Source organism: Limnohabitans sp. (genome assembly GCF_031539105.1).
In the GTDB taxonomy this organism is placed as follows: Bacteria; Pseudomonadota; Gammaproteobacteria; order Burkholderiales; family Burkholderiaceae_C; genus Limnohabitans.
In genome coordinates this window covers 47,290-73,777 of sequence record NZ_JAVKLM010000038.1, presented here as the reverse complement: position 1 = coordinate 73,777, position 26,488 = coordinate 47,290, and the positions used below count along the sequence as shown (strand labels likewise).

Here is a 26,488-nt window from a genome sequence, read left to right as displayed (position 1 = left end):
TGCTCACTATGGAACTCATTACCTTCTTGATCGACTTCATCCTGCATGTGGACCGCTACTTGGAAGCCTTTGTGCAGGCCAACGGCACATGGGTCTACGCCTTGCTGTTTCTCATCATCTTTGTGGAGACCGGTTTGGTGGTCATGCCCTTCTTGCCCGGCGACTCGCTGCTGTTTGTGGTGGGCGCCATGTGCGGCGTGGGTTTGATGGACTACGGTCTGTCCGTGGCCTTGCTGCTGACCGCTGCTGTGGCGGGTAACCAAACCAACTACACCATTGGTCGCTTCTTTGGCCCCAAGGTGTTTGCGTGGGAAGACTCCAAGTTTTTCAACCGCCGCGCTTTTGACCAAGCCCATGCGTTCTATGAGCGCTATGGCGGTGTGACCCTGATTGCCGCTCGCTTCATGCCCTTTGTGCGCACCTTCGCGCCGTTTGTAGCGGGTGTGGCGCAGATGACGCGCCGCAAGTTCACCTTCTTTGACGTCACGGGCGGCGCCTTGTGGGTGGGCGGCATCGTCACCGCTGGCTATTTCTTTGGCAACATCCCGTGGGTCAAAACCCATTTGGACAAAATCATCTGGGCGATGATTTTTATTCCAGGTGCATTGGCCCTCTATGGCTCTTGGAAGGCCTCACGCTCAGCGCAAGTCAACGCTGATTAAAACCCGCGCTCCTCGCGGCGCATGTCGCGCAACATGAATAAATACAGGCTCTCCACCTTCTCACGCGCCCAAGGCGTTTTGCGTAAAAACTTGAGGCTCGAGCCCACGCTGGGGTCGTGAGTGAAGCAGCGGATGTTGATGCGCTCGCCCAAGCCTTCCCAGCCATAAAAATCAGCCAGTTCGGTGACGATGGCTTCTAAGGTTTTGCCATGTAAGGGGTTGCGTGGCTGCGCTGTTGTGTCGGTCATGGCTTTAGGTGTTGCGTGTTTTGGCTAGCGGCGGGTTGCGCGAGAAGTAGCGCTCAATGCCTTTCATCAGCGCATCGGCCAAGTCGTTTTGGTATTGCGGGCTGACCAAGCGCCGTTCTTCTTCTGGGTTGCTGATGAAGGCGGTTTCCACCAACACGCTGGGAATGTCGGGTGCTTTCAGCACGGCAAAGCCTGCTTGCTCCACACGGCCTTTGTGCAGTTTGCCAATGTGTTTGATTTGCCCAAGCATCGCGCTGCCGAGCTTGAGGCTGTCTTTGATTTGTGCGGTGGTGCTCATGTCGAGCAGAGCGCGTTGCACAGCAGCATCTTGTGTTTTGATGTTCAAGCCGCCGATCAAATCGGCGCGGTTTTCTTGCTTGGCCATCCACTTCGCTGCGGCGCTGGAGGCTGCGCCATCACTCAGTGCAAACACACTGGCGCCTTTGGCCTCTGGGGTCTGAAACGCGTCCGCATGGATGCTGATGAACAAGTCGGCCTGCACCCGTCTGGCTTTTTCTACCCGTTGTTGCAAGGGCACAAAGTAGTCGGCGTCACGCGTGAGGTAGGCCCGCATGGGCAAGTTGCCGTTCTTGGTTTTGATCACGGTGTTGTTGATGCGGTCACGCAGGCGGTGTGCAATTTTGAGTACCACCTCTTTTTCGCGCGTGCCGCTGGGTCCTGAGGCGCCCGGGTCTTCGCCACCGTGTCCGGGGTCGAGGGCCACGATGATGAAGCGCTCGCCATTCGGTGGTTGGTTCACCGATGCAGCCGTGGTGATGGGCGCAGACGTAGGGGATGAATCGGGCTCGATGGATGAATTGGGCTTGGCCATCAAATCGCCCACGGGGTCGGCATGGGTGCCTAGCTTAGAGGCGGGTGGCGGCATGGGCGTGGCTGTCATCGACGGGGCGTTGTAAGTGGTGCCACCTTTGAGCTTGTCCACGATCAAAGCTTCCAGCGGGTCGGCCACATCAGAAGGGTAGAGGTCGAGTACCAAGCGATGCTGGTATTGGGTGTTGCCCGTTTTGACAGGTTGCAAGTTGAACACCTGCGGCTTGACCATTTGGCGCAAGTCCAGCACCAAGCGTACGGTTTTATTGGCGAATTGGCCGACGCGCACCCCCGTGATGTATGGGTCGTCCGAGCGCACTTTGCCCACCAGTTCTTTGAGCGCAGGGTTGAGCTCGATGCCTTCAATGTCTACGGCTAAGCGGGGCGGGTTGGCCACAAAAATCGGCACGGTCTTCAATGCTGTGTCGCTCTCAATCGTCACGCGGGTGTAGGCTGCGGCGGGCCACACGCGTACCGCCACGATGCTGGCGCCCCAAGCAATATCGGCACTGCTTAGCAGCAACGCGAGCGAGCCGCCTTGCAACAGACTGCGGCGCTTTATCCCGCGATGGCTCTGATCGTCGTTGTGCTGCGTCATGCCAGCAGCTCCTGCCCACGCGGTGTGCGTGCCTTGATGGTCACCTGGCGTTGCTCGGTGTCATCTACTTGGATGTCGAGTTCAAGGTCTGGCGTTGGCATCACGCCAGCGGCGTTTTGAGGCCACTCGCACAGCTTCAAGCCAGCGCTGGCAAAGATGTCGCGAAAGCCAGCGTCTTCCCACTCGCGTGGGTCGCTGAAGCGGTAAAAGTCAAAGTGCCACACCTCGCCTGCACGCACGGTGTAGGGCTCAACCACAGCATAGGTGGGGCTTTTGATGCGGCCTTCCACCCCCAAGGCGCGTAAAAGGTGGCGTACCAAGGTGGTTTTGCCCGCGCCCAAATTGCCGTGCAAAGCAATGCAAGCGTTCAAGTTGGCGCGTGTCAATGCGGCGGCCAGCTGCGTGGCAAACGCATCGGTGGCGGCTTCATCGGGCCAAACAAGAGTTTTTACAATCACAGGATTACTCAGGCAGATTATTCAAAGGTGTCCGTTGTCCATCGATTACAAATTGTTGCTCACGCAAATTCAGGCTTTAGGACAAACACTGGGATTTTCGCAAATTGCGGTGGCCCCTTTGGATTTGTCTTCGGCCGAGCCGCATTTGCAGCATTGGCTGTCGCAAAATTTCCACGGCAGCATGGACTACATGGCCCGCCACGGCATGAAGCGCGCGCGGCCTGCCGAGCTGGTGCCCGGTACCTTGAGCGTGCTGACCGCCCGTATGAACTACCTGCCGCGCGACACAGCTGAGGGCTGGCAAGACCTTGAGTGGCAACGCTTGCGCAATCCAAACGAGGCCGTGGTGTCGGTCTACGCCAGAGGGCGCGACTATCACAAGGTTTTGCGCAACCGGCTTGACACACTGGCCCAGCAAATCGATGCCTTGTTGGTAGACACCTTGAAGCCTCATGGTTTTGAATACCGCGCCTTCACCGATTCAGCTCCTGTGCTCGAGGCTGAGCTGGCCACGCGCAGCGGTCAAGGCTGGCGCGGCAAACACAGCTTGGTGTTGAACCGTGAAGCGGGCTCGATGTTTTTCTTGGGCGAAATTTTTTTGAATGTGGCCTTGCCCGCGTCCGAGCCCACCAGTGGCCACTGCGGTCAATGCACGGCGTGTATGGATGTGTGCCCCACGAAGGCCATCGTGGCTGAAGGTCTGGTCGATGCGCGCCGCTGCATTTCGTATTTGACGATTGAACACGAAGGTTCCATCGACGAAGCGCTGCGCCCCTTGATGGGCAACCACATTTACGGCTGCGACGACTGCCAGCTGATTTGCCCTTGGAACAAGTTTGCGCAAAGCTCGACCTTGCCCGACTTCGATGTGCGCGCGGGCTTGGTAGGGCAGGGCATCACGCGCTTGTTGGCGTGGAGCGAAGAAGAGTTTTTGCGCTACACCGAGGGCAGCCCCATTCGTCGTATAGGTCATGTGCGCTGGTTGCGTAACTTGGCTGTGGCGTCGGGCAATGCGCTGCGTCAGGCTCAGGATGAAGCATTGCGCCAAGCATTACAGGCGCATCTCACACACGCCAGTGAGGTGGTGCGTGAGCATGTGCAGTGGGCTTTGATGCAAGGCTTAGACGCCCATTTCGTTGCGCCCGATTAATATCAAGCCATGGCTTTCTTTACCCGTTTGATATTCGCGCTGATTGGCATGGCATTTGCCGTTTTGTTTGCCATGGGCGTGTTGTGTTGGTTGGTCCTGTATGCGGCATTTGCTTGCTTGCGTTGGCTATTGACGGGGCAAAAGCCGCAAGTGCTGATGATGTGGCAACAAATTCAGGCGATGCGCAAAGGGATGCAGACTGGTCAAGGCGCACGCTGGTCGAGTTGGTCTCGCACTGGTGATGGTCAATGGCATCAAGAGCAAGGGGATGCCCAGCAGCGAGGTCGTGAAGTTAATGTGGTGGAAGACGCTGTTGTGCGGGAAATCCACGACAAACCAAGACTGCCCAAAGACTAAGTAACTTCCGTAGTGTGCGACCTAGATGCATCAGGGGTTGCAAAAATCACAACGACTTGGGTCTGCCAATTGATGAATGCTCAGACGTTTGTGATCTTCAAATTTACAAGCTGAACAGCACCAGATCTCACTGATAGGCAGGTGCGTTTTGCGCCCGCATGCACTGCAAGGTAAGCCTGCCGTTTGTTCTGTGATCCAGTACCCAGGCGTGTTGCATTGGGGGCATGATGAAAGTAACTTTTGAATGAGGTTGTCGGCAGCTTTTCGGATCACGCCTTGCCTTGTTGGATTGCAATGCGCACGCAGATCGTTTTCGATGAATACGCTTGCATCGACAGATTTTTGCTGGGCCCACTCAAAAGCTTGAGTCAGATCAGTTAGGTTGTCGATGCCTTTGATGATTTCTGGATGGTCCTGGTGTTGAGGTCTCACGACCAAGTGATGTTCGGGAAAATTCGCTGCTCTCGCAAAAGCCTGCAGCTGATTGGTTGATCGGATGGTTTTGTGCAGACTTTGGGCAGGGCCTTGTGCGATGCCAACCACTTCAATGCCTAGCTGTTGATCTATCCACACCACCAACTCAGTGTTCCATGGGACAAAGCCCCCAAACGGATCCATGCCAAACGAGCCTTCGCTGGCTATTCCAACTGTTGCTTGGGTCAGGCGCATGCCGATGGCGGCCTTTTTTCTTGCGGCATCGAGTTGTGAGCCTGACCTGATTTGATCCCGCGTGAATGTTCCTAACAAGTCAGTGTCATAGGCATCGGTATGCGCCACTTCGCAGCCTAGTACGGTTTCAAGTCGATCCCGGAGAAGCGTTTGCTTACCGTGTTGCGTCAAAAAGGCAACTTTGCGATATTGGTATAAGTTTTTCGCAGGCATGTTCTTAGCGCCTCAAGCCAAAACCGCTTGTGCCAGCGACACGTAAGCGGGAATTCCAAACAAAATATTCAATGGAAACGTCACGCCCAAACTCATTCCAAAATACACAGAGGGATTGGCTTCAGGCAGTGCGTACCGCAGCACGGCTGGCACAGCGATGTATGAAGCGCTGGCAGCAAGCACCATCAACAAGGCCCCATCGCCTGCGTTGAGTTGCAGCAGGTAAGACAAGCTCAAAGCCAGCCCCGCATGCACCACAGGCCCCAGTACCGCGTAGGCAATCAAAACGGGTGACTTGCCCTTGACTTGAGGCAGATTGCGTGCAGCCATCAAACCCATGTCCAGTAAAAAGAAGGACAGCATGCCCTTGAACAAATCGCCAGAAAAGGGTTGCATGGCAGCCTTTCCGGACTCTCCCGTGATCAAGCCCACCACCATGGCGCCTAGCAGTAGTAACTGTGCGCCATCGGTGAAGGATTCGTGCAAGACCTTGCCCACCGACATGCTGGGCTTTGCCTGAGCGACCACGGCGTTTGCGCCGTTTGCTTGGAGTCGCAGTGAATTGGCAAAGACAACGGCCATGATGATGGCGGGTGACTCCATCAAAGCCATGGCTGCCGCCATGTGGCCACCATAGGGGATGTGCATGTTTTCTAGGTATTGCACGGCCGTGACAAACGTCACAGCGCTGACAGACCCATACGTGGCTGCCACAGCCGCAGCATCAAAGCCGCCCACATACCGCTTGAGCATCCAATAACCCAGCAAAGGAATGCAAATGGCAAGTGATACAGCCGCCCCAAGACCTACCCCGACATCCGCTGTCAACCCCGAGTGTGAAAGCGCAAAGCCACCCTTCAAACCCAAAGCCATGAGCAGGTAGAGCGATAAAAAACGAGAAATGGCGGGTGGGATTTCTAAATTCGATTTGACGGCGCCTGCAAGCACACCAAAGATGAAAAACAAGATGGCGGGGTCTAGAAGATTCTGCATTTTTATTTCCTTTGACTGCATCGTAGGTTTCACCGGTTGTTTTGTAAAATCGATTCTTTAATTACTATCTATAGATAAAAATCTATGAATTTCACCTTGCGGCAATTGCGAATTTTCCTAGCTTTGGCTGAAACCGGCAGCGTCAGCGCCGCCGCCAAAGCCATGCATGTCACGCAGCCCACGGCGTCGATGCAGCTCAAAGACATCAGCGCATCCGTTGGTCTGCCTTTGTATGAAGTGATTGGGAAGAAGATTTTTCTCACTGAAACAGGAAAGGCGCTGGCCATCACTGCCCGCGACATCACGCAGTCGTTGGCGTCGTTTGAGCAACTCGCCCATGCCACCAAGGGCATCGCCAAAGGTCACTTGCGCATTGCGGTGGTGAGCACGGCAAAATATTTCATGCCCCGATTGATTGGTTCTTTTTGCAAAAGGCATCCCTTGATTGATGTCTCGCTTGAAATCTTGAACCGTGACGGCGTGCTGGGACGCTTGCGGCAAAACACAGACGACCTCTACATCATGTCTATGCCACCAGATGATGTGGTGCTCATTGATGAAGTGTTGATGCCCAATCCGATTGTGGTGATTGCTGCCTCGACAGATCCTTTGGCCAAGCAAAAAAATGTCACCTTGAGCGACTTGAGAACTCGTCGATTTATCCTGCGTGAGCCAGGGTCTGGGACGCGCATGACTGCAGACCAATACTTTCGAGGAAAGAAATTTCGCGCAGATATTCGCTTAGAGCTGGGCAGCAACGAAGCCGTCAAAGAGTCGGTGGCTGGTGGCCTCGGGATTGGCGTGATTTCGCAATATGCGCTGCACGGCCATCAAAAAGAACACGGCGTACGTGTCATCGATGTGGATGAGTTTCCTTTGAAATCATCTTGGCATTTGGTTCACCTAGCAGCCAAAAATCTTTCGCCAATTGCTCTTGCGTTCAAGGACCACATCATTCGAGAAATAAATGGCAAATAAAAGCCGATATCAGTTCAACGTGCGGTGGACTGAATTGAAGTCAAAGCCCGATTTGCTTTGACAGCCTGACCCAACTCAATCACCGCCAGCGCGTAGTAGCTGCTCCAGTTGTAACGGGTCACCACATAAAAATTCTCAGTGCCTGCCACATAGCTTGGTGGCTCATCGCCATTGAACAGCTCGACTAAAGCCAACGCACCGTTGTGCTTTTGCGCTTGCTCGTCCAGCACCGCCCCTTTAGCCGTGAAGTTGCTCACACTGAAGGACGGCAAGATGTCGGGGGCCAAAAGCGTGGGCTTGTCCAAGCGCGCTTCATCAAAGCTCACGGGGTAGTGCGTGGGCATGCCGGTTTGCCAGCCGAAGGATTTGAAGTAATTTCCCACCGAGCCAATTGCATCCACAGGGCTGTTGCGTAGGTCAATGCGACCATCGCCGTCAAAGTCCACTGCAAACTTGGCCACGCTGGATGGCATGAACTGCGGCCAGCCCATGGCGCCTGCAAAGCTGCCGGTGATGCTGGCATCGCCTTGTTGGTGTGCTTGTGCCAAGAAGTGGCCCAACTCTGATTTGAAAAATGCTTGGCGCTCAGTGGCGCGTGGATGTGAGGAAGGGAAGTTGAGCGTGAGCGTGGTCAAAGCGTCGAGCACGCGATAGTTGCCCATGTTTTGGCCATAGAAGGTTTCCACGCCGATGATGCCCACAATCATTTCGGCGGGCACGCCATAAGTTTGTTCGGCACGTGTGAGGGCGCTTTGGTAGGTTTGCCAAAACTGGGTGCCTGCATCGATGCGGCGGCTTTCAATGAAGCGCTCGCGGTAGGCGCGCCAGTTCTTAGCGGTGGGCACCGTGGGCGGCAGCACCATCTTGGGCACGCTCTTGAGAAACTGTGCGTTGCTGATTTGCTCGCGCACCCAAGCTGTAGGCAGGTTGTATTGCTGGGCTAGCTCATCGGCTAGTGCGATGGCTTCTGTGGTTTTTCCGTAAGCAGGGCCTTTGGTCGATGCTTTGTGTGAGGCCGATTTGTGCGACGCAGTTTTGTGTGCTTTCGGATGCGATTTTGTTGAGGCGTGAGCCGTCAATGCGGCCAACAGTAACAACGCAGCGGTGATTTGACGAAGCGCCAGGGTCGGCTGCAAAGCCATACATAACGGGGATGTGTGTGTTTTCACGCAGTGTTTGCAAGGGAAAAAGCAAGGCCTACATGGTAAGCTGACTTGAAGAAGAACCGAGGCTGACACGATGAGTAAAACAGGCTATTACACGCATCCCTTGTGCATGAAGCACGAGATGGGTGAGGGGCATCCTGAGTGCCCCGAGCGGCTCAGCGCCATTCAGGACCGCCTGCTCATCAGTGGTGTGGATTTGGGCCTCACTGCCATCGAGGCGCCCGAGGCCCCGTTGGTCGACATTGAGCTGGCGCACGACCGCATGTACATCGCGTCACTGCGCGGCTTGTCTGATCAGCTGGTTGAAGACATGGCCGCAGGTGGCCCCAGCTATGTCCATTTGGACTCTGACACCATCATCAACAGCTACACATGGAAAGCCGCCTTGGCTTCTGCCGGAGCCGCCGTGGCCGCGACCGATGCGGTGATTGCGGGTGAGTTGGCCAATGCGTTTTGCGCCATTCGCCCACCTGGCCACCACGCCTCACGCAGCCAGGCGGGGGGCTTTTGCTTTTTCAACAACATCGCTATCGCGGCCAAGTACGCCTTAGAGCGCCATGGCTTGAAGCGCGTGGCGGTGGTCGACTTTGATGTGCACCACGGCAACGGCACCGAAGACATCCTCAGTGGTGACGACCGTGTGTTGATGGTCAGCTTTTTTCAGCACCCGTTTTATCCGCACAGCGGCACCGAGCATCCCGCAGCCAACATGGTCAACATTCCTGTGCCGGCCTACACCAAGGGCATGGAAGTGCGCGAGTTGATTGAAACGCATTGGGTGCCGCGCCTAGAAGCGTTCAAGCCTGAAATGATTTTTATCAGTGCAGGCTTTGATGCCCATCGCGAAGACGACATGGGTCAAATGGGCTTGACCGAGCAAGACTACGCTTGGATCACCCACCGATTGCGTGACATCGCCGCACGCCATGCACAGGGACGCATCGTGTCTTGTCTAGAGGGCGGCTACGATTTGAGCGCGCTGAGTCGCAGCGTAGAAGCGCATTTGCGCGTGTTGGCTGATATTTAAACCATGAACGAATTACAAGAATTGTGGTTGGACTTGCAGAGTCCAACGGTGGCGTTAGAGCTGGTTGCTGTGGCGATTTCTTTGGTGGCGGCTTGGCTCATCAGCTGGGCCTTAGGGCGTCGGTTCACATCGCCTGACTCCATTTTGTTTGGCCGCCAATTGATTGACGGCGTGTTGTTTCCCGCTTGTGCTTTGGTCTTCACCTTTGGCTTGAAGTTGCTGCTGATTAAATTTCAGCGCGTGCCCGTGCTCAAGGTGGTGTTGCCCGTGTTGGTGTCATTGGTGCTGATTCGCTTGATGGCGCGTGTGTTGGCTGCGGTGTTTCCAGACTCGCGCACGGCCCGTGCCATTGCGCAAGTCGTGTCTTGGTTGGCATGGGGTGTGGCGGTCTTGTGGGTCACGGGTTGGTGGTGCCCCATGATGGATGAGCTGGATAGCTTGGACTTCATGCTGGGTAAGACCCGCGTGAGCATTTCGCACATTTTGGAGGTGGTGCTGACCTCTGGTTTTGCACTGGTGTTGGCCCTGTGGCTGTCGGCCATCATCGAGCAACGTCTGCTCACGCGCGCGTTTGAGGACTTGTCCATGCGTAAAGTGGCATCCAATGCCATGCGTGTCTTGCTGTTGGTGATCGGCACTTTGTTTGCCTTGTCTTCACTCGGCTTTGATCTGACAACTTTGTCTGTCGTGGGCGGTGCGTTGGGCGTGGGCATTGGTTTTGGCTTGCAAAAATTAGCGGCCAACTATGTGAGCGGATTTGTCATCTTGCTGGAGCGCTCGCTGCGCATTGGCGACTTTGTGCGCGTGGATGGCTTTGAAGGACGCGTGACCGACATCAAAACCCGTTACACCTTGGTGCGTGCCAGCAATGGCAGTGAATCGGTGGTGCCCAATGAGTTGCTGCTGACGCAACGCGTGGAAAACTTGTCACTGGAAAGTCGCCATCTCTTGCAGACCTGCACCTTTTGGGTCGGGCTGGAGAGCGATGTGGTGCAGGTGCAGGCGCTGCTCGTGAAGTCTGCTTTGGGTGTTGAATGGGTGATGTCCGAGCCCGAGCCGCAAGCCTTGTTGGCCGAGGTGGCGCCCCAAGGCCTGCGATTTACCCTGAGTTTTTGGATGGAAGACCCTGTGAATGGTCAATCGCTCACGCGTTCACGCGTCAACATTGAAGTGTTGAGCGCGTTGCGCGCGGCTGGGGTGATCTTGGTGCATTCGCCACAAGAGGTGGTACTGCGCTATCCAAGCTGAGGTGGACCTAGGGACTTCCCTAAAAAGCACGGTCGTTCGATAAAATGGTGTCTTTGATCCCTACAATGTGACGTTTACGTAAACGTCAATCTGTTAATCCTAAAAATGGAGCTTTTGCCATGAAAGTTTTGGTCGCTGTCAAACGCGTGGTGGACTACAACGTCAAGGTCCGCGTCAAGTCGGACAACTCGGGCGTTGACATCGCCAACGTCAAGATGAGCATGAACCCCTTTGACGAAATTGCGGTCGAAGAAGCTGTGCGCCTCAAAGAAAAGGGCGTGGTCACAGAGGTGATCGCGGTGTCTTGTGGCGTGACCCAATGCCAAGAAACCTTGCGTACCGCCATGGCCATCGGTGCAGACCGCGGCATCTTGGTCGAGACCGCTGAAGAGCTGCAACCCCTGGCGGTGGCCAAACTCCTCAAAGCCTTGGTGGACAAAGAGCAGCCTGGCTTGGTGATTTTGGGCAAACAAGCGATTGACGACGATTGCAACCAAACCGGCCAAATGTTGGCGGCCTTGGCTGACATGCCGCAAGCCACATTTGCTTCCAAGGTTGAACTGACGGCTGACAAAGCCAGCGTGACCCGCGAAGTCGACGGCGGTTTGGAAACCCTATCTGTCAGCCTGCCAGCCGTCATCACCACCGACTTGCGTTTGAATGAGCCACGCTACGTGACCTTGCCCAACATCATGAAGGCCAAGAAAAAGCAGCTCGATGTGTTCAAGCCCGAAGACCTCGGTGTGGATGTGACCCCACGCATCAAAACTCTCAAAGTGATGGAGCCTGCCAAGCGCAGCGCCGGTATCAAGGTACCAGACGTTGCCACTTTGGTGGACAAGCTCAAGAACGTGGCCAAAGTTATTTAAAGAACACAAGCGCAGGAAATACGAACATGACATCCCTCGTTATTGCAGAACACGACAACGCATCCATCAAGCCCGCCACACTCAACACCGTGACCGCCGCAGCCGCCATTGGCGCTGACGTGCATGTTCTGGTCGCAGGTCACAACGCAGGCGCTGCTGCTGCTGCTGCTGCGCAAATCGCTGGCGTGAGCAAAGTGATTCACGCCGATGGCACCACCCTCGAAGCCGGTTTGGCTGAGAACGTGGCCGCGCAAGTGTTAGCCATCGCCAGCAACTACACCCACATCTTGTTTCCCGCCACCGCGAACGGTAAAAACGTGGCGCCTCGCGTGGCTGCCAAGTTGGACGTGGGCCAAATCAGCGACATCACTCAGGTGGACAGCCCAGACACGTTTGAGCGCCCCATCTACGCAGGCAACGCGATTGCCACCGTGCAATCGAGCGATGCGGTCAAAGTCATCACCGTGCGCACCACAGGTTTTGATGCAGCTGCAGCCACTGGCGGCACTGCTGCTGTGGAAACTGTGGCGGCTGCCACAGACTCAGGCAAGAGCAGCTTTGTAGGCCGCGAAGTCACCAAGAACGACCGCCCAGAGTTGACTGCCGCCAAGATCATCGTCTCAGGTGGCCGTGCCTTGGGCAGCTCAGAGAAGTTTGACGAAGTCATGATTCCGCTGGCCGACAAGCTGGGTGCAGCCATTGGTGCCAGCCGCGCTGCGGTGGACGCAGGCTACGCCGCCAACGATTTGCAAGTGGGTCAAACCGGCAAGATCGTTGCGCCGCAGTTGTATGTGGCCTGCGGCATCAGCGGTGCGATTCAGCACTTAGCCGGTATGAAAGACAGCAAGGTCATCGTGGCCATCAACAAAGACCCAGAAGCACCCATCTTCAGCGTGGCCGACTTCGGCTTAGAGGCTGACCTGTTTGTGGCAGTGCCAGAACTGGTTGCTGCGCTTTAAATCTTCTGTAAAAAGGCACCCTTATGAGCTACATCGCCCCCATCAAAGACATGGTGTTCAACATGGAACACTTGGCAGGCCTTGAACGTGTGGCCCAAATTCCCGCCTTCGAAGACATGGGTGTGGAAACTGCCCAAGCCGTGCTCGAAGAATGCGCGAAGTTGAACGAGTCGGTGCTCGTGCCTTTGAACTGGGAAGGCGACAAGAACCCATCGTTCTTCAAAGACGGTCACGTCACCACCACGCCTGGCTTCAAAGAGGCGTATCAGCAGTATTGCGAAGGCGGCTGGCAAAGCCTGCAACACCCCGCAGACTTTGGTGGTCAAGGCTTGCCTAAGACCATTGGTGCCGCCTGTGGCGAAATGCTCAATTCCGCCAACATGAGCTTTGCCTTGTGCCCCATGCTGACCGACGGCGCAATTGAGGCCTTGCTCACAGCAGGTTCTGACGAGCTGAAAGCCACTTACCTTGAGAAGCTCATCTCCGGCGAGTGGACTGGCACGATGAACTTGACCGAGCCACAAGCTGGCTCTGACTTGGCCGCCGTGCGCACCCGTGCAGAACCGCAGCCAGACGGCACCTACAAAGTGTTTGGCACCAAGATTTACATCACCTACGGTGAGCACGACATGGCCGAGAACATCATTCACTTGGTGTTGGCCCGCGTGCAAGGCGCGCCTGAAGGCGTGAAGGGCATCAGCTTGTTTGTGGTGCCAAAGTTCATGGTCAACAAAGACGGTTCACTCGGTGCACGCAACGATGTGCACTGCGTGAGCATCGAGCACAAGATGGGCATCAAAGCCAGCCCCACAGCCGTGTTGCAGTATGGCGACCATGGAGGCGCGGTGGGCTTCCTAGTCGGCGAAGAAAACCGTGGCCTCGAATACATGTTCATCATGATGAACGCTGCGCGTTACGCAGTGGGCGTGCAGGGCATTGCGATTGCCGAACGTGCTTACCAAAAGGCGGTGACGTTTTCTCGTGACCGCGTTCAAAGCCGCCCCGTGGATGGCAGCATGAAAACCAGCGCGCCCATCATTAACCACCCCGATGTGCGCCGCATGTTGATGACCATGCGCGCCTACACCGAAGGCTGCCGCGCCATGGCCACCGTGGCTGCCGCGGCGTATGACGCATCGCACCACCACCCAGATGCCGACACACGCAAAGACAACTTGGCGTTTTACGAATTCTTGGTGCCGCTGGTCAAAGGCTTCAGCACTGAGATGAGTTTGGAAGTCACCAGCCTTGGCGTGCAAGTGCACGGCGGCATGGGATTTATCGAAGAGACGGGTGCAGCGCAGTACTACCGCGACTCCAAAATCTTGACGATTTACGAAGGTACCACCGCCATTCAAGCCAACGACTTGATTGGCCGTAAAACAGGTCGCGATGGTGGACAAACCGCTAAAGGCATTGCAGCGCAAATCGCCAACACCGAAGCTGATTTGCTCAAGAGCGGCAGCGCCAACGCCAAGGCAATGGCCGCACGCTTGAAAGCAGCCCGTGAAGCCTTCTTGAATGTGGTCGACTTCGTGGTGGCTGGTGCCAAAGCCAGCCCCAATGCGGTGTTTGCAGGTAGCGTGCCTTACCTCATGCTCACAGGCAACTTGGTGGCTGGCTGGCAAATGGGTCGTGCTTTGTTGGTGGCTGAGGCTGAGCTGGCCAAAGGCAACGATGCCGTATTCATGCAATCCAAAATCACCACGGCGCGCTTCTATGCCGATCACATCCTGACCAAAGTACCAGGCATGCGCGACAGCATCGTGGACGGCGCGGACAGCGTGACCGAGTTGGCGTTGAGCGCTTTTTAAGCTTTGACGAAATAAGGGGCGGATATGTCGTTGTTACCACCGGTTTTGCAATCGCTCAAATTCCCCGTCATCGCCTCGCCGCTGTTCATCATCAGCAACCCCAAGCTGTTGATCGCGCAATGCAAAGCTGGCGTTGTGGGCTCAATGCCCGCACTCAACGCGCGTCCGGCTGAGCAGCTGGAGGAGTGGTTGATTGAAATCACCGAGGCACTGGCTGCGCACAACCGCGAGCACCCAGACCGTCCTGCCGCACCATTTGCCATCAATCAAATCGTGCACAAAAGCAACGACCGCTTAGAGCACGACATGGCGTTGTGCGTGAAGTACAAGGTGCCGATCATCATCACCTCGCTTGGCGCGCGTGAAGATGTGAATGCAGCTGCGCACAGCTATGGCGGCATCGTGATGCACGACGTGATCAACAACAAGTTTGCCAAGAAAGCGATTGAAAAGGGTGCGGATGGCCTCATCGCTGTCGCCGCTGGTGCTGGTGGTCATGCTGGGGTGAAGAGCCCATTTGCCTTGATTCAAGAAATTCGTGAATGGTTTGATGGCCCTGTGGCGCTGAGCGGCTCAATTGCCACCGGCGGTGCGGTGCTGGCGGCTCAAGCGATGGGTGCAGACTTTGCCTACATTGGCTCTGCCTTCATTGCGACCGAAGAGGCCCGTGCGGCAGAGGACTACAAACAAGCCGTGGTGGATGGCAACTCTGACGACATCGTCTTGAGCAATTTGTTCACGGGCGTGCACGGCAACTATTTGGCCCCGTCCATTGTCAAAGCTGGCCTAGACCCCGAGCACTTGCCTGAGAGTGACCCCAGCCAAATGAACTTTGGTGGCGGCGCGCAAAAAGCTTGGAAAGACATTTGGGGTTGCGGTCAAGGCATTGGTGCGGTGAAAGCCGTGGTGCCTGCTGCTGATTTGGTGGCACGTTTGAAACGTGAGTACCAAGAGGCCAAGCACCGCTTGATGGCTTGAGCGAGGCGCAACAAAAAAAGCCGCTCTGATGAGCGGCTTTTTTGCGGGCGAACCGTGAAGACTTATCGCAAGACAAGCACAGGCACGCTGGCGTGTGTCAACACTTGTTGTGTTTCACTGCCCAGCAACAAGCGCTTGATGCCGCGACGACCATGAGAGGCCATCACGATCAAGTCGGCTTTGTGTTTTTTTGCCGCTGCAATCAGGGCGTCAGACACAATGTCAGATTTGACGACCACGGCCTTGGCGGTGACGCCTTTGGCTTTGGCAGCTTTCAACACGGCATCCAACACTTTCTGTGCGCCGTCGGTCCAGCCTTTTTCAATTTTGGAAACCTCAGCGGCAGTCAATGGCAGAGAGCCTTCGAAGTAGCTTTGTGGGTAACGGGGCGTTACTTTGACCGCAATCAATTCAGCACCGCTCAACGCAGCGAGTTCGATGGCGCTGGCGATGGCTTTCTTTGACAAAGTCGACCCGTCGGTGGCCACCAAAATTCGTTTGTACATAAACTGCTCCTTTTGTTGATTTCAAGCCGAGCTTACTCCGTTTGACCCCGGATGTTTTGACCCAAGTCAAGCTCTGGTCAAAGCAAACCGTTAGGCTATAGACCTTATGCATTCAGATTCTTCGATGGCTGTATTGCTGGATGAGCGCCAAGAATGGTTGCGATTCAGCCAACCACACAAAACCAAAACACCTCAAGACAAAGTAGACCGCTGGGATTCCCATGTGGTGATTCAAGGCATGCACTGCGCTGCCTGCGCCTTCACGGTAGAGGAGGCATTGATGTCTGTGCCGGGCGTGCAGTCGGTCGAGGTGAACGCAGCCACGCACCGCGCCAAAGTGGTGTGGTCAGAGGCACAAGTCAAACCCTCGGTTTGGATGGCTGCCATCGCTAACGCAGGCTACGGCGCCTTGCCTGCTGCTGACAGCAGCTTGCGTCAAGCGCGACACGAAGAAGGGCGCCGCGCCTTGTGGCGCTGGTTGGTGGCTGGTTTTTGCATGATGCAAGTCATGATGTATGCCTACCCCGCTTATGTGGCGCAAGACGGCGACATCACACCCGACATGGTGTTTTTGTTGCGCTGGGCCTCGTGGGTGCTGACGCTGCCTGTGGTGCTGTTTTCGTGTGGTCCATTTTTCAGCAACGCCATGCGAGACATTCGCGCACAACGTGTGAGCATGGATCTGCCGGTGGCCTTGGGCATGGTGATTACCTTTTTGCTCAGCTCCATCGCCACCTTCGAGCCCGAGGGCATATTTGGCGCTGAGGTGTATTACGACTCGCTCACCATGTTCGTGTTCTTCTTACTCACGGGCCGCTGGTTAGAGCTACGCGTGCGTGACCGCACAGCGGGTGCGCTGGAAGCGCTGATGAACCGCTTGCCCGACAGCGTGGAGCGTCAGCTGCCCAGCGGCGAGTTTGAACGCTTGGCCGTGCGCCGGGTGTTGGTGGGCGATGTCATTCGTGTCTCGCCCTCAGAGAGTTTTCCTGTGGACGGTGTGATTGTGCAAGGCCAGACCTTGGCTGATGAGGCTTTGCTCACGGGCGAGTCGCGTCCCCAAGTCCGTGCTGTGGGCGACTGTGTGGTCGCTGGCAGCCATAACTTGAGCGGCATCGTCACCGTGCGCGTGGTGCAAGTGGGTGAGGGCACGCAGTTCTCACAAATCGTGTCTCTGATGGAGAACGCTTCGCTGCAAAAACCGCGCTTGGCGCAACTGGCCGACCGAATTGCCAAGCCCTTTTTGATGGGTGTGTTGGTGTTGGCCTCGTTGTCTGCTGTGTATTGGTGGCCCACCAATCCCGGTCATGCCTTGATGGTGGCGGTGGCTGTGTTGGTGGTGACGTGTCCGTGCGCTTTGTCACTCGCTACACCTGCGGCCATGTTGGCGGCAGCGGGTAATTTGGCGCGACACGGCGTGCTGGTGCGCAACTTGCAGGCCTTGGAGTCCTTGGCCGAGATTGATACCGTCATTTTTGACAAGACCGGCACGCTCACCCAAGATGGTCAGCGCATCACGCAGGTCCTCACGGCAGAGGGTGTGACGCCCGAACACGCCTTGGGCTTGGCCACTGCATTGGCTAAGCATTCTTTGCATCCCATGTCGCGTGCCTTGGTCAAAGCCCATGAGGCATCTGGCCTAGGCGCAGCACCCGAAGCGCAAGACGTATACGAAAGAATTGGTCTGGGCCTTGAAGGGCGTGTGGAGGGTTTGCTGCGCTTAGGTTCTGCGACGTTTTGCATTTCAAGAACTAAGGGAATACCCGATGTTGCGCAGGTTTGCCAAGTACACTTATGCACTGAAAACGAGTGGCTAGCGAGCTGGCAGCTGTCTGAAGATGTCCGTGCTGACGCGGTGCAAACCGTGCAAGCGCTGAAAAAGCTCAACGTCGATGTGTGGTTGTTGTCGGGTGATCTGCCCGAATCAGCCCAGCATGTGGCGCAAGAGGTGGGTATTTCTCAGGCATTTGGGGCGTGCACACCGCAAGACAAGCTGTCTCGCATGCAAGCCGCGCAGTCGCAAGGTGCACGGGTAGCGATGGTGGGCGATGGTCTGAATGACGGCCCCGTCTTAGCCGGAGCCCATGTGTCTATGGCATTTGGCAATGCAGTGCCCTTGGCTCAGTCCAAATCAGACTTGGTGCTGATGGGCGGCAGTTTGTTGGTAGTGGCACAAAGCGTCAAGTTGGCCAGACACACCTTGCGGGTGGTCAAGCAAAACTTGGTGTGGGCTGCGGCTTACAACGCCTTGTGTGTGCCGCTGGCGGTGGTGGGTTTGTTGCCCGCATGGTTGGCTGGCTTGGGCATGGCGTTGAGCTCGTTGTGGGTCGTATTGAACTCTTTGCGACTCACGAAAGGATTTTGATGGATATCTTGTATTTGTTGATCCCGCTGTCAGTGCTGTTGGTGCTTTTTATCTTGGGCGGCCTCTGGTGGGCCATTCATAAAGGCCAATTTGACAGCGTGGAGCAAGAAGGCGAGCGTATTCTTCGAGACGATTGATTTGAATCAATAACTTCCTGGAGTTATTTGAAGATACTGGTTTGAAAAATGAAAGGTGACCGATGAACTCATCACAGCACGCCGTTTACAACGACACCGTTGTACGGCAGTTTTCCATCATGGCGGTGGTTTGGGGCGTGGTTGGCATGTTGGTAGGCGTGATCATCGCTTCTCAGCTGGCTTGGCCTGAACTGAACTTTGGCATCCCTTGGTTGACCTACGGTCGTCTGCGTCCGTTGCACACCAATGCGGTGATCTTCGCGTTTGGCGGTTGCGCTTTGTTTGCCACCAGCTACTACGTGGTGCAACGCACCTGCCATACAGCCTTGTTCTTGCCTAAGCTGGCAGCCTTCACCTTTTGGGGTTGGCAGTTGGTCATCTTGGCTGCAGCGGTCAGCTTGCCATTGGGTTTCACTCAAGGTAAAGAATACGCCGAGCTCGAGTGGCCCATCGACATCTTGATCGCTGTGGTGTGGGTTGCTTACGCCGTGGTGTTCTTCGGCACGGTCGGTACACGTAAGGTCAAACACATTTACGTGGCCAACTGGTTCTATGGTGCGTTCATCATCGCGGTGGCTTTGTTGCACATCGTCAACAGCGCTGCAATTCCTTCCGGCATGATGAAGTCTTACTCTGCTTACGCTGGCGCACAAGATGCGATGGTGCAGTGGTGGTACGGCCACAACGCGGTGGGCTTTTTCTTGACTGCTGGCTTCTTGGGCATGATGTATTACTTCATCCCCAAGCAAGCCGGTCGCCCTGTCTACTCGTATCGTTTGTCGATCGTTCACTTCTGGGCTTTGATCTTCACTTACATGTGGGCGGGTCCTCACCACTTGCATTACACCGCGTTGCCTGACTGGACTCAGTCTTTGGGCATGGTGTTCTCCTTGGTGTTGTTGGCGCCTAGTTGGGGCGGCATGATCAACGGCATCATGACTTTGTCTGGCGCATGGCACAAGCTGCGTGATGACCCTATCTTGCGTTTCTTGATCGTGTCCTTGTCGTTCTATGGCATGTCCACTTTCGAAGGTCCCATGATGGCCATCAAAACGGTGAACGCGTTGAGCCACTACACAGACTGGACTGTCGGCCACGTGCACTCAGGTGCTTTGGGTTGGGTGGGCTTGGTGTCTATGGGTTCGATCTACTTCTTGATTCCTAAGTTGTTCGGTCGCAAGGAAATGTTCAGCGTCAAGGCGATCGAAGTTCACTTCTGGCTGGCCACCATCGGCATCGTCTTGTACATCGCTGCCATGTGGATTGCTGGTGTGATGCAAGGTTTGATGTGGCGCGCCATCAACGCCGACGGCACATTGACTTACACCTTTGTTGAGTCAGTCAAAGCCACTTATCCGTTCTATGTGATTCGTGTGTGTGGTGGCTTGTTGTACCTGAGCGGCATGATCATCATGTTGTGGAACGTTGTGAAAACTGTAACCAGCGGTCAAACCGTCAGCGTTGCCATTCCAGCACCTGCACACGCCTGAGGAGAAATAAATGTCTGATAACAAATCCAAAGGCTTCTCCCACGCGAGTGTGGAGACCAATAACTTTTTGATGATCGTCTTGATCTTGATTGCTGTCGCTTTCGGCGGCTTGGTTGAGATCGTGCCTTTGTTCTTTCAAAAGTCCACCACTGAACCTGTGACAGGCGTGAAGCCCTACACCGCGTTGCAGTTGGCGGGTCGCGATGTTTACATCCGCGAAGGTTGCTACAACTGCCATTCACAAATGATTCGTCCCTTCCGCGCAGAAACTCTGCGTTACGGCCACTACTCTGTGGCGGGCGAGTCTGTGTATGACCACCCCTTCCAATGGGGCAGCAAGCGCACCGGTCCAGACTTGGCTCGCGTGGGCGGCAAGTACAGCGACGAATGGCACCGTGTTCACTTGAACAACCCACGCGATGTGGTGCCTGAGTCCAACATGCCTGAATACCCATGGCTGTCAAAGAACTTGGTGGACGCTGCACAAGTGCCTGCCAACATGGCTGCTTTGCGTAAAGTGGGTGTGCCTTACTCGGATGAAGAAATCGCCAAAGCCTCAGAAGACGTCAAGGGTAAAACCGAGATCGAAGCTGTGATTGCTTACCTCCAAGGCTTGGGCCTTGCGCTCAAATAAGGAGCCATGACCATGGATGTCAATGATCTGCGCATCGTCACCACTTTGCTGTCGTTTGCTGTGTTCATCGGCATCATGGTGTGGGCTTTTTCTCGACGTAACAAAGAAGATTTTGAGGCAGCATCGAAGCTGCCCCTCGATCAAGACTAAGGCCACAGGCCTTTGTAAAGGAATCGAATCATGAGTGATTTCACAAGTAATTTTTGGTCGATCTTTGTGTCTGCCATCGCCATTTTGGGCATCGTTTACTGCGCATTTTTGCTGTGGTTCTCGGCCCAAGTAAAGGTTTCAGCACATGAAGAAGATGGCACAACGGGCCACGTGTGGGACGAAGACCTGCGCGAAATGAACAACCCTTTGCCACGCTGGTGGTTGTGGCTGTTCATCATCACCATGGTGTTCGCTGCGGTCTATTGGACGGCTTACCCAGGTTTGGGCAGCTTTGATGGCAAATTGGGTTGGACTTCACAAAACCAATACGAAGCCGAAGTGACCAAGGCGAACAAAGACCTCGAGCCTTTGTACGCTGCTTTCAACGCACAAACACCTGAGCAACTGTCTCAAGACCCCAAGGCCATGGCTGTGGGCGAGCGTTTGTTCATGAACAACTGCGCACAGTGCCACGGCTCTGACGCACACGGTTCTAAAGGCTTCCCAAACTTGACCGACAAAGACTGGTTGCACGGTGGTACCACCGACAAGATCAAAGAAACTTTGACCAAAGGTCGCATTGGCCAAATGCCTCCCATGGCTGCTGCTGTGGGCACGCCTGATGACATCCGCAATGTGTCGCACTATGTGTTGAGCTTGTCGGGTAGCCCTCACGACTCCGTACGCGCTGCTTTGGGTAAGTCTAAGTTTGGTGCTTGTGCTGCCTGTCACGGCCCTGATGGTGCCGGCATGCAAGCTTTGGGTTCTGCCAACTTGACCGACAAAATCTGGTTGCATGGCTGGGGCGAAGAAGCCATCACCGCGATGATCAATAACGGCAAAGTCAACCAAATGCCTGCGCAAGAAGGTCGTTTGACGGAATCACAGATTCACGTGTTGACGGCTTATGTGTGGGGCTTCTCCAATAAACCCGACACCACGAAGTAAAACACTTTGAACTCTGCTGACGACGCCAAGCAGCGCAAAACCATCCCCATTGTTCCAGAGCCTTCGGGCTCTGCGGACGAGGCGATGGTTTCGCTTTATGCTGCATCGAAAAAAATCTACCCTCGTTCTGTCGAGGGTATCTTTGCGTATTGGCGCTGGATTTGTGTTGTCTTGACGCAGTTGGTGTTTTACGGCTTGCCTTGGTTTGAATGGGGCACACGCCAAGCGGTGCTGTTTGACTTGGCATCGCGCCGTTTTTACATTTTTGGTTTGGTCTTGTACCCGCAAGACTTTATTTATCTCACCGGTCTGTTGGTGATTTCAGCATTGGCGTTGTTCTTGTTTACCGCTGTGGCTGGTCGTTTGTGGTGCGGTTACGCCTGCCCGCAAACGGTGTACAGCGAAATTTTCTTGTGGATTGAGCGCAAGGTCGAAGGCGACCGTTCGGCCCGTATGCGCTTAGATGACGCCAATTTCTCCATGGAGAAATTGGTCAAGAAATGGTACAAGCACATCATTTGGATCTTCTTGTCGGTCTGGACGGGCTTTACCTTTGTGGGCTACTTCACCCCCATCCGTGAATTGGCGATGGAGTTCTTCCTGACGCAGATGAGTTCTTGGGAACTTTTCTGGGTGTTCTTCTACGCATTCGCCACCTACGGCAACGCAGGTTTCATGCGCGAACAAGTGTGCAAATACATGTGCCCGTATGCGCGCTTTCAAAGTGCTATGTTTGACAACGATACGCTCATCGTCACTTACGACGCAGAGCGTGGCGAGCCCCGTGGCCCACGCTCTAAAGCTTCAGACTCAAGCAGCTTGAATTTGGGCGCTTGCGTGGATTGCACCTTGTGTGTGCAGGTGTGTCCGACGGGTATCGACATACGCGATGGTTTGCAGTACGAGTGCATTGGATGTGGTGCCTGTGCAGATGTGTGCGACACCGTCATGGACAAGCTCGGTTATGCCCGAGGTTTGGTGCGTTACTCCACGCAAAATGCCATGGACAACAAGTGGACGCCCGAACAAATGTGGCAACGTTTGAAGCGTCCAAGGATTCAGATTTACACCATGATTTTGGTGGCAGTCACTGTGGGTTTGTTTGTTTCGCTGAGCCTACGCACGCCTTTCAAAGTGGATGTGGTGCGTGACCGTTCGACTTTGTCGCGTATCACCGAGTCCGGAACTTTGGAGAACGTGTATCGCTTGCAAATCATGAACGCTGCTGAGACCGTTCAAACCTATCGCTTGTCTGTCAAAGGCGTACCGAATTTGAAAATCACGACTGAGACCGAGGTGATGGTTGATCCTGCACAAGCCCGCTGGGTGGTGTTGCGTGCAGACATTCCTTACGGTTCTGTCGAGGGCGGCTCGCACAAGATCATGTTCGAAATTCAGGCCGTGGGTACGGATGCCTTTGTGGTCGAAAAATCTGTGTTCATCGTTCCTAGGTAATCCATCATGAAACAACATACAACCGATACCAAACCTTGGTGGCAATATGGCCACGTCTGGCTCATCATCTCTGGGCCAGCCGTGGTCATCGTGGCGGGCTTCATCACTTTGGTGATTGCCATCCGAATGCCAGACCCTGTTTTGGCGGAAGACTATTACCGTCGTGGTTTGAACATCAATCAGACCTTGGCTGCAGAAAAGGACATGCAACTTGCGCCTGCCATGCAGTCGCGCAACCATGTGGTCACACCAAAACCCGAGTCTGCCAAACCAAATACCCCCACGAAAACCCCATAACTTCTCAGGCCTATTAAGAACTAGACTGATTGGAGTCCTTGTAAGGAGAATCAGTATGTTGGCTCAGCGAATGATGTGGATTGCATGGCCCGCCTTTTTGGTGGCGGGCGTTTTAGAGGTATTGGTCTTTGCGTTTGTTGATCCACAGGATATGCAATGGTTGGGTCAACCCATTGAGCTATCACGACAGGGTGTGTATACCTTGTCGTTTTTTGTGTTTTGGAGCGTCACTGCGGCCTCTAGTGCTTTGACCACTTTGCTCTCGCTGTCCCCCTTCGAGATGAACCGTTGCACACGGGTGCCGACCGAGCGTCCAGATGGTTGCCCCAAACAAGAGGTGTGTCGCGATCCCTTAACGGCTTAACTTGATTGGCAGTTTTGTGCGTTAACGATGTGCTTGAGTGCGTCGGCATTCAAGATGCGCACATGGCGTTGTTTCACTTCAATGACGCCGTCGTCTGCAAACTTCGAGAAGGTGCGGCTCACTGTTTCGAGCTTCAAGCCAAGATAGCTGCCAATTTCTTCGCGCGTCATGCGCAATATCAACTCTGATTGAGAGAAACCTCGCGCGTGCAAGCGTTGCACGAGGTTCAGCAAGAAAGCTGCCAAGCGCTCTTCAGCGCGCATGCTACCCAAGAGCAACATCACACCGTTTTCACGCACGATTTCACGGCTCATGATTTTGTGCACATGGCGTTGCAGCGATGTGATTTCGCGCGACAACTCCTCAATGCGATCAAACGGCATCACGCACACTTCGGCGTCTTCCAGGGCCACGGCATCGCAGGTGTGGTGGTCGCTCACGATGCCATCCAAGCCGATGATCTCGCCAGCCATTTGAAAACCGGTCACTTGGTCGCGCCCGTCTTCAGCAGAGATGCGTGTTTTGAAGAAGCCCGTACGAATGGCGAACAAGGAATTGAACTTATCGCCATTTCTGAACAGGTTTTCACCACGTAAGACTTTGCGGCGTGTGGCCACCACATCGTCGACACGCGCCATCTCACTCTCGTTCAAGCCTAGCGGCATGCATAGCTCGCGCAAATTGCAATTGGAACAAGCGACTTTGATAGCGGTGATATTCATCGGCATGTACTGTATTTGAGTTGATACAGGTCAACTTTTGAGAGTGGCAACGCACCTATTATGGTGGCCAAATATGACGCGGATCTTATGAATACTTTAGTGATTAGCCCTGAACTGTTGCAGCGTTATGACGTTGCAGGACCACGCTACACCTCTTACCCAACAGCCGATCGCTTTGTGGAGGCTTTTGGTGAGGCTGATTACTTGCAAGCCTTAGAGCAGCGGCGAGATGGCTTGGGCACGAAGCCCTATCCCTTGTCACTCTATGTGCATATCCCGTTTTGTGAGTCGCTTTGTTATTACTGCGCCTGTAACAAGATCATCACCAAACACCATGAGCGCGGCGCCGAGTATTTGCATTACCTTGCGCGTGAGGTGGCTCTCAACATCGCACACCTCGGCCAAGGCCAAGTGGTGTCGCAGCTGCACTTGGGCGGTGGCAGCCCGACGTTCTTAAGTGACGCAGAGTTGGCGCAACTCATGGTTATGTTGCGTCGCAACTTTCAGTTTGCGCCCGGTGGTGAATACTCGGTCGAGATCGACCCGCGCACGGTCACGCGTGAACGCTTGGCCCATTTGGCCGAGCAGGGCTTTAACCGCCTGAGCTTTGGCGTGCAAGACTTTGAGCCTGCTGTACAAAAAGCCGTGCACCGTATTCAACCTGCAGAGCAGGTGTTTGACTTGGTGGCCGCATCGCGGGCGTTGGGCTTTGAGTCAGTCAACGTCGATTTGATTTATGGCCTGCCCATGCAAACGCCAGAGACTTTTGAGCGCACGCTAGAGCAAGTCACCCAGCTGCGTCCTGACCGCATTGCTTTGTATGCCTATGCCCATTTGCCCGAGCGGTTCAAGCCGCAACGGCGCATTCATACCCAAGACTTGCCACCTGCTGCGTCAAAGCTGGTCATGTTGTCGAGCGCGATGCGTGTGTTGCTGGCAGCGGGTTACGTGTATGTGGGCATGGACCACTTTGCCTTGCCCACCGACGCCTTGGCCGTGGCCAAACGCCAAGGTCGCTTGCATCGCAATTTTCAGGGCTACAGCACACAGCCCGACTGCGATTTGATTGCCTTGGGCGTCTCATCCATTGGACGTGTTGGCCCCACCTTTAGCCAAAACGTCAAAACTCTGGACGAGTACTACGACTTGCTCAAACAAGGCCGTTTGCCTGTGGCCCGTGGCATGGCATTGACGCGTGACGACTTGGTGCGTCGCACCGTCATCATGGCACTGATGTGTCAGGGTAGCGTGCTGTTTGAATCGGTGGAGTTGTCGCACCTCGTGGACTTCAAGCAATACTTTGCAACAGAGATGGCAGCGTTGACTGCCATGCAAGATCAAGGGCTATTAACCCTCGACGACTCTGGCATTCAAGTCACAGAGCTGGGTTGGTTTTTTGTGCGCGGCGTCGCCATGGTGTTTGACAAATACCTGCAAGCCAACCAGAACCGCGCCAGGTTCTCTAAAATCATCTGATGAATAAAACTCTGGCCCTCACCGCACTCCTCATGGGGCTGGCGGGTGGGCCGCACTGCTTGGCCATGTGCGGTGCGGCCTGCGCCGGCATTGGACGTGCCGCTCAAAAACAAACAGGCGGTCAGGGCACCTCAGCCATGCTCTTGTTCCAGTTGGGTCGCATCATTGGCTACAGCACATTGGGTGCAGTGGCGGCCAGCACCATGCAAGGTGTGGGTTGGCTCAGCACTCAGTCGGCGGTGTTTCGGCCTGTATGGACTTTGTTGCACATCGTGGCCTTGATGGTGGGTGTGCTTTTACTTTGGCGTGGCGAACAACCCATTTGGCTCGAAGGTTTTGGTCGTGGCATTTGGCGTCGCGTGCAAAGCATGACGGCGCACCTCAAGCTGCGCAATGGTGGCGCAGTGGTGCTGGGAGTTTTGTGGGCCTTGATGCCATGTGGTTTGCTCTACGGCGCGCTCTTGGTGGCGGCACTCAGCAACAGTCCTTTGGAGGGCGCGGGCGTGATGGCTTTATTTGCACTGGGTAGCGCTGTTGTGTTGACCATTGGCCCTTGGGTATGGTTGCGCCTGCGTGGTGCGCAAACTGTGGATGGACGCAGTGGCGCATGGGGTGTGCGTTTGGCAGGTTTCGCGTTGGCAGCCAGCTCAGGCTGGACTTTATGGATGGGCTTGGTCGAGTACCAAGCACCATGGTGCTTGGTGCCTCAATAAGCCTTAGGCTGCGGCG

Annotated in this window: 29 protein-coding genes; 21 read left to right on the top strand and 8 right to left on the bottom strand. The window is 55.1% G+C overall.

The annotated features are described in order from the left end of the window. Positions 1-8 precede the first annotated feature (8 nt). Complete coding sequence (locus RMR24_RS10700; protein WP_310615065.1) at positions 9-662, top strand: DedA family protein; 654 nt, start codon at positions 9-11, stop codon at positions 660-662. Here the strand turns inward: RMR24_RS10700 and RMR24_RS10695 are convergent. From RMR24_RS10695 to tsaE, 3 genes are read right to left on the bottom strand one after another with little or no spacing between them, the layout of a single operon-like run. Beyond that, positions 659-910, bottom strand: a complete 252-nt coding sequence (locus tag RMR24_RS10695) for a VF530 family protein (protein WP_310615064.1) — start codon at positions 908-910, stop codon at positions 659-661. The two genes, RMR24_RS10700 and RMR24_RS10695, sit on opposite strands and share 4 nt — an antisense overlap. A 4-nt stretch (positions 911-914) precedes the next feature. After that, positions 915-2,339 (bottom strand): N-acetylmuramoyl-L-alanine amidase, encoded by a 1,425-nt coding sequence (locus RMR24_RS10690; RefSeq protein ID WP_310615063.1) that lies wholly within the window; start codon positions 2,337-2,339, stop codon positions 915-917. After that, positions 2,336-2,797 (bottom strand): tRNA (adenosine(37)-N6)-threonylcarbamoyltransferase complex ATPase subunit type 1 TsaE, encoded by a 462-nt coding sequence (tsaE, locus tag RMR24_RS10685; RefSeq protein ID WP_310615062.1) that lies wholly within the window; start codon positions 2,795-2,797, stop codon positions 2,336-2,338. Before tsaE ends, RMR24_RS10690 begins: the two co-directional genes overlap by 4 nt. A gap of 34 nt (positions 2,798-2,831) precedes the next feature. Between tsaE and queG the strand changes: the two genes are divergently transcribed. Together queG and RMR24_RS10675 are read left to right on the top strand one after the other, a co-directional pair. Next, the gene (gene queG, locus RMR24_RS10680; RefSeq protein WP_405023335.1) at positions 2,832-3,947 is read left to right on the top strand and encodes a tRNA epoxyqueuosine(34) reductase QueG; all 1,116 of its coding nucleotides are present in this window, start codon (positions 2,832-2,834) and stop codon (positions 3,945-3,947) included. Between the two features lie 9 nt (positions 3,948-3,956). Further along, positions 3,957-4,304, top strand: coding sequence for a hypothetical protein (locus tag RMR24_RS10675; RefSeq protein ID WP_310615061.1), 348 nt, complete (start codon positions 3,957-3,959; stop codon positions 4,302-4,304). Positions 4,305-4,334: 30 nt separating this feature from the next. On the opposite strand, the gene RMR24_RS10670 is transcribed toward RMR24_RS10675, so the two are convergent. Next, on the bottom strand, positions 4,335-5,186 hold the full coding sequence (locus tag RMR24_RS10670; protein ID WP_310615060.1) for a DUF6671 family protein: 852 nt from the start codon (positions 5,184-5,186) through the stop codon (positions 4,335-4,337). Positions 5,187-5,198: 12 nt separating this feature from the next. Then, complete coding sequence (locus RMR24_RS10665; RefSeq protein WP_310615059.1) at positions 5,199-6,179, bottom strand: sodium-dependent bicarbonate transport family permease; 981 nt, start codon at positions 6,177-6,179, stop codon at positions 5,199-5,201. An 84-nt stretch (positions 6,180-6,263) separates the two neighbouring features. Here RMR24_RS10665 and RMR24_RS10660 point away from each other — a divergent pair, with 84 nt between their 5' ends. After that, complete coding sequence (locus RMR24_RS10660) at positions 6,264-7,157, top strand: LysR family transcriptional regulator (protein WP_310615058.1); 894 nt, start codon at positions 6,264-6,266, stop codon at positions 7,155-7,157. A 14-nt stretch (positions 7,158-7,171) separates the two neighbouring features. Here RMR24_RS10660 and mltB read toward each other — a convergent pair whose 3' ends face one another. Continuing rightward, the gene (gene mltB, locus RMR24_RS10655) at positions 7,172-8,299 is read right to left on the bottom strand and encodes a lytic murein transglycosylase B (protein WP_405023336.1); all 1,128 of its coding nucleotides are present in this window, start codon (positions 8,297-8,299) and stop codon (positions 7,172-7,174) included. Positions 8,300-8,396: 97 nt separating this feature from the next. Here mltB and RMR24_RS10650 point away from each other — a divergent pair, with 97 nt between their 5' ends. The 6 genes from RMR24_RS10650 to RMR24_RS10625 all read left to right on the top strand — a co-directional run bounded on the left by RMR24_RS10650 (position 8,397) and on the right by RMR24_RS10625 (position 15,218). Then, positions 8,397-9,350: a histone deacetylase family protein gene (locus RMR24_RS10650; protein ID WP_310615056.1), complete on the top strand. Its 954-nt coding sequence runs from the start codon at positions 8,397-8,399 to the stop codon at positions 9,348-9,350. 3 nt (positions 9,351-9,353) lie between these two features. Further along, on the top strand, positions 9,354-10,598 hold the full coding sequence (locus RMR24_RS10645; protein WP_310615055.1) for a mechanosensitive ion channel domain-containing protein: 1,245 nt from the start codon (positions 9,354-9,356) through the stop codon (positions 10,596-10,598). Between the two features lie 119 nt (positions 10,599-10,717). Next, positions 10,718-11,467, top strand: a complete 750-nt coding sequence (locus RMR24_RS10640) for an electron transfer flavoprotein subunit beta/FixA family protein (RefSeq protein WP_310615054.1) — start codon at positions 10,718-10,720, stop codon at positions 11,465-11,467. A 26-nt stretch (positions 11,468-11,493) separates the two neighbouring features. Further along, the gene (locus RMR24_RS10635) at positions 11,494-12,426 is read left to right on the top strand and encodes an FAD-binding protein (RefSeq protein ID WP_310615053.1); all 933 of its coding nucleotides are present in this window, start codon (positions 11,494-11,496) and stop codon (positions 12,424-12,426) included. Between the two features lie 23 nt (positions 12,427-12,449). Beyond that, positions 12,450-14,240: an acyl-CoA dehydrogenase C-terminal domain-containing protein gene (locus RMR24_RS10630; protein ID WP_310615052.1), complete on the top strand. Its 1,791-nt coding sequence runs from the start codon at positions 12,450-12,452 to the stop codon at positions 14,238-14,240. 24 nt (positions 14,241-14,264) lie between these two features. Beyond that, on the top strand, positions 14,265-15,218 hold the full coding sequence (locus RMR24_RS10625) for a nitronate monooxygenase family protein (RefSeq protein ID WP_310615051.1): 954 nt from the start codon (positions 14,265-14,267) through the stop codon (positions 15,216-15,218). A gap of 62 nt (positions 15,219-15,280) precedes the next feature. On the opposite strand, the gene RMR24_RS10620 is transcribed toward RMR24_RS10625, so the two are convergent. Then, positions 15,281-15,724 carry a universal stress protein gene (locus tag RMR24_RS10620; protein WP_310615050.1) on the bottom strand — a complete coding sequence of 148 codons (444 nt, stop codon included), beginning with the start codon at positions 15,722-15,724 and terminating at the stop codon, positions 15,281-15,283. 106 nt (positions 15,725-15,830) lie between these two features. Between RMR24_RS10620 and RMR24_RS10615 the strand changes: the two genes are divergently transcribed. The 9 genes from RMR24_RS10615 (at position 15,831) to RMR24_RS10575 (ending at position 23,561) form a co-directional block, all read left to right on the top strand. Continuing rightward, positions 15,831-18,086: a cation-translocating P-type ATPase gene (locus RMR24_RS10615; protein WP_310615049.1), complete on the top strand. Its 2,256-nt coding sequence runs from the start codon at positions 15,831-15,833 to the stop codon at positions 18,084-18,086. Next, positions 18,086-18,223 (top strand): cbb3-type cytochrome oxidase assembly protein CcoS, encoded by a 138-nt coding sequence (ccoS, locus tag RMR24_RS10610; RefSeq protein ID WP_108282212.1) that lies wholly within the window; start codon positions 18,086-18,088, stop codon positions 18,221-18,223. Before RMR24_RS10615 ends, ccoS begins: the two co-directional genes overlap by 1 nt. A gap of 62 nt (positions 18,224-18,285) precedes the next feature. After that, positions 18,286-19,713, top strand: coding sequence for a cytochrome-c oxidase, cbb3-type subunit I (ccoN, locus tag RMR24_RS10605; protein WP_310615048.1), 1,428 nt, complete (start codon positions 18,286-18,288; stop codon positions 19,711-19,713). A gap of 10 nt (positions 19,714-19,723) precedes the next feature. Next, entirely contained in the window at positions 19,724-20,347 is a 624-nt protein-coding gene (gene ccoO / locus RMR24_RS10600; RefSeq protein ID WP_310615047.1) for a cytochrome-c oxidase, cbb3-type subunit II, read from the top strand. A gap of 12 nt (positions 20,348-20,359) precedes the next feature. After that, positions 20,360-20,497: a cbb3-type cytochrome c oxidase subunit 3 gene (locus RMR24_RS10595; protein ID WP_310615046.1), complete on the top strand. Its 138-nt coding sequence runs from the start codon at positions 20,360-20,362 to the stop codon at positions 20,495-20,497. Between the two features lie 30 nt (positions 20,498-20,527). Further along, positions 20,528-21,445: a cytochrome-c oxidase, cbb3-type subunit III gene (gene ccoP / locus RMR24_RS10590; RefSeq protein WP_310615045.1), complete on the top strand. Its 918-nt coding sequence runs from the start codon at positions 20,528-20,530 to the stop codon at positions 21,443-21,445. A gap of 84 nt (positions 21,446-21,529) precedes the next feature. After that, positions 21,530-22,900 carry a cytochrome c oxidase accessory protein CcoG gene (gene ccoG, locus RMR24_RS10585; RefSeq protein ID WP_310615079.1) on the top strand — a complete coding sequence of 457 codons (1,371 nt, stop codon included), beginning with the start codon at positions 21,530-21,532 and terminating at the stop codon, positions 22,898-22,900. A gap of 6 nt (positions 22,901-22,906) precedes the next feature. Continuing rightward, the gene (locus RMR24_RS10580) at positions 22,907-23,197 is read left to right on the top strand and encodes a FixH family protein (protein ID WP_310615044.1); all 291 of its coding nucleotides are present in this window, start codon (positions 22,907-22,909) and stop codon (positions 23,195-23,197) included. A 55-nt stretch (positions 23,198-23,252) separates the two neighbouring features. Further along, entirely contained in the window at positions 23,253-23,561 is a 309-nt protein-coding gene (locus RMR24_RS10575; protein ID WP_310615043.1) for a hypothetical protein, read from the top strand. On the opposite strand, the gene fnr is transcribed toward RMR24_RS10575, so the two are convergent. Next, positions 23,558-24,283 carry a fumarate/nitrate reduction transcriptional regulator Fnr gene (gene fnr, locus RMR24_RS10570; RefSeq protein WP_310615078.1) on the bottom strand — a complete coding sequence of 242 codons (726 nt, stop codon included), beginning with the start codon at positions 24,281-24,283 and terminating at the stop codon, positions 23,558-23,560. The genes RMR24_RS10575 and fnr overlap by 4 nt on opposite strands. A gap of 87 nt (positions 24,284-24,370) precedes the next feature. Between fnr and hemN the strand changes: the two genes are divergently transcribed. Next, positions 24,371-25,759 carry an oxygen-independent coproporphyrinogen III oxidase gene (hemN, locus tag RMR24_RS10565; protein WP_310615042.1) on the top strand — a complete coding sequence of 463 codons (1,389 nt, stop codon included), beginning with the start codon at positions 24,371-24,373 and terminating at the stop codon, positions 25,757-25,759. Continuing rightward, positions 25,759-26,472: a sulfite exporter TauE/SafE family protein gene (locus tag RMR24_RS10560; protein ID WP_310615041.1), complete on the top strand. Its 714-nt coding sequence runs from the start codon at positions 25,759-25,761 to the stop codon at positions 26,470-26,472. Before hemN ends, RMR24_RS10560 begins: the two co-directional genes overlap by 1 nt. Positions 26,473-26,488: the final 16 nt, after the last annotated feature.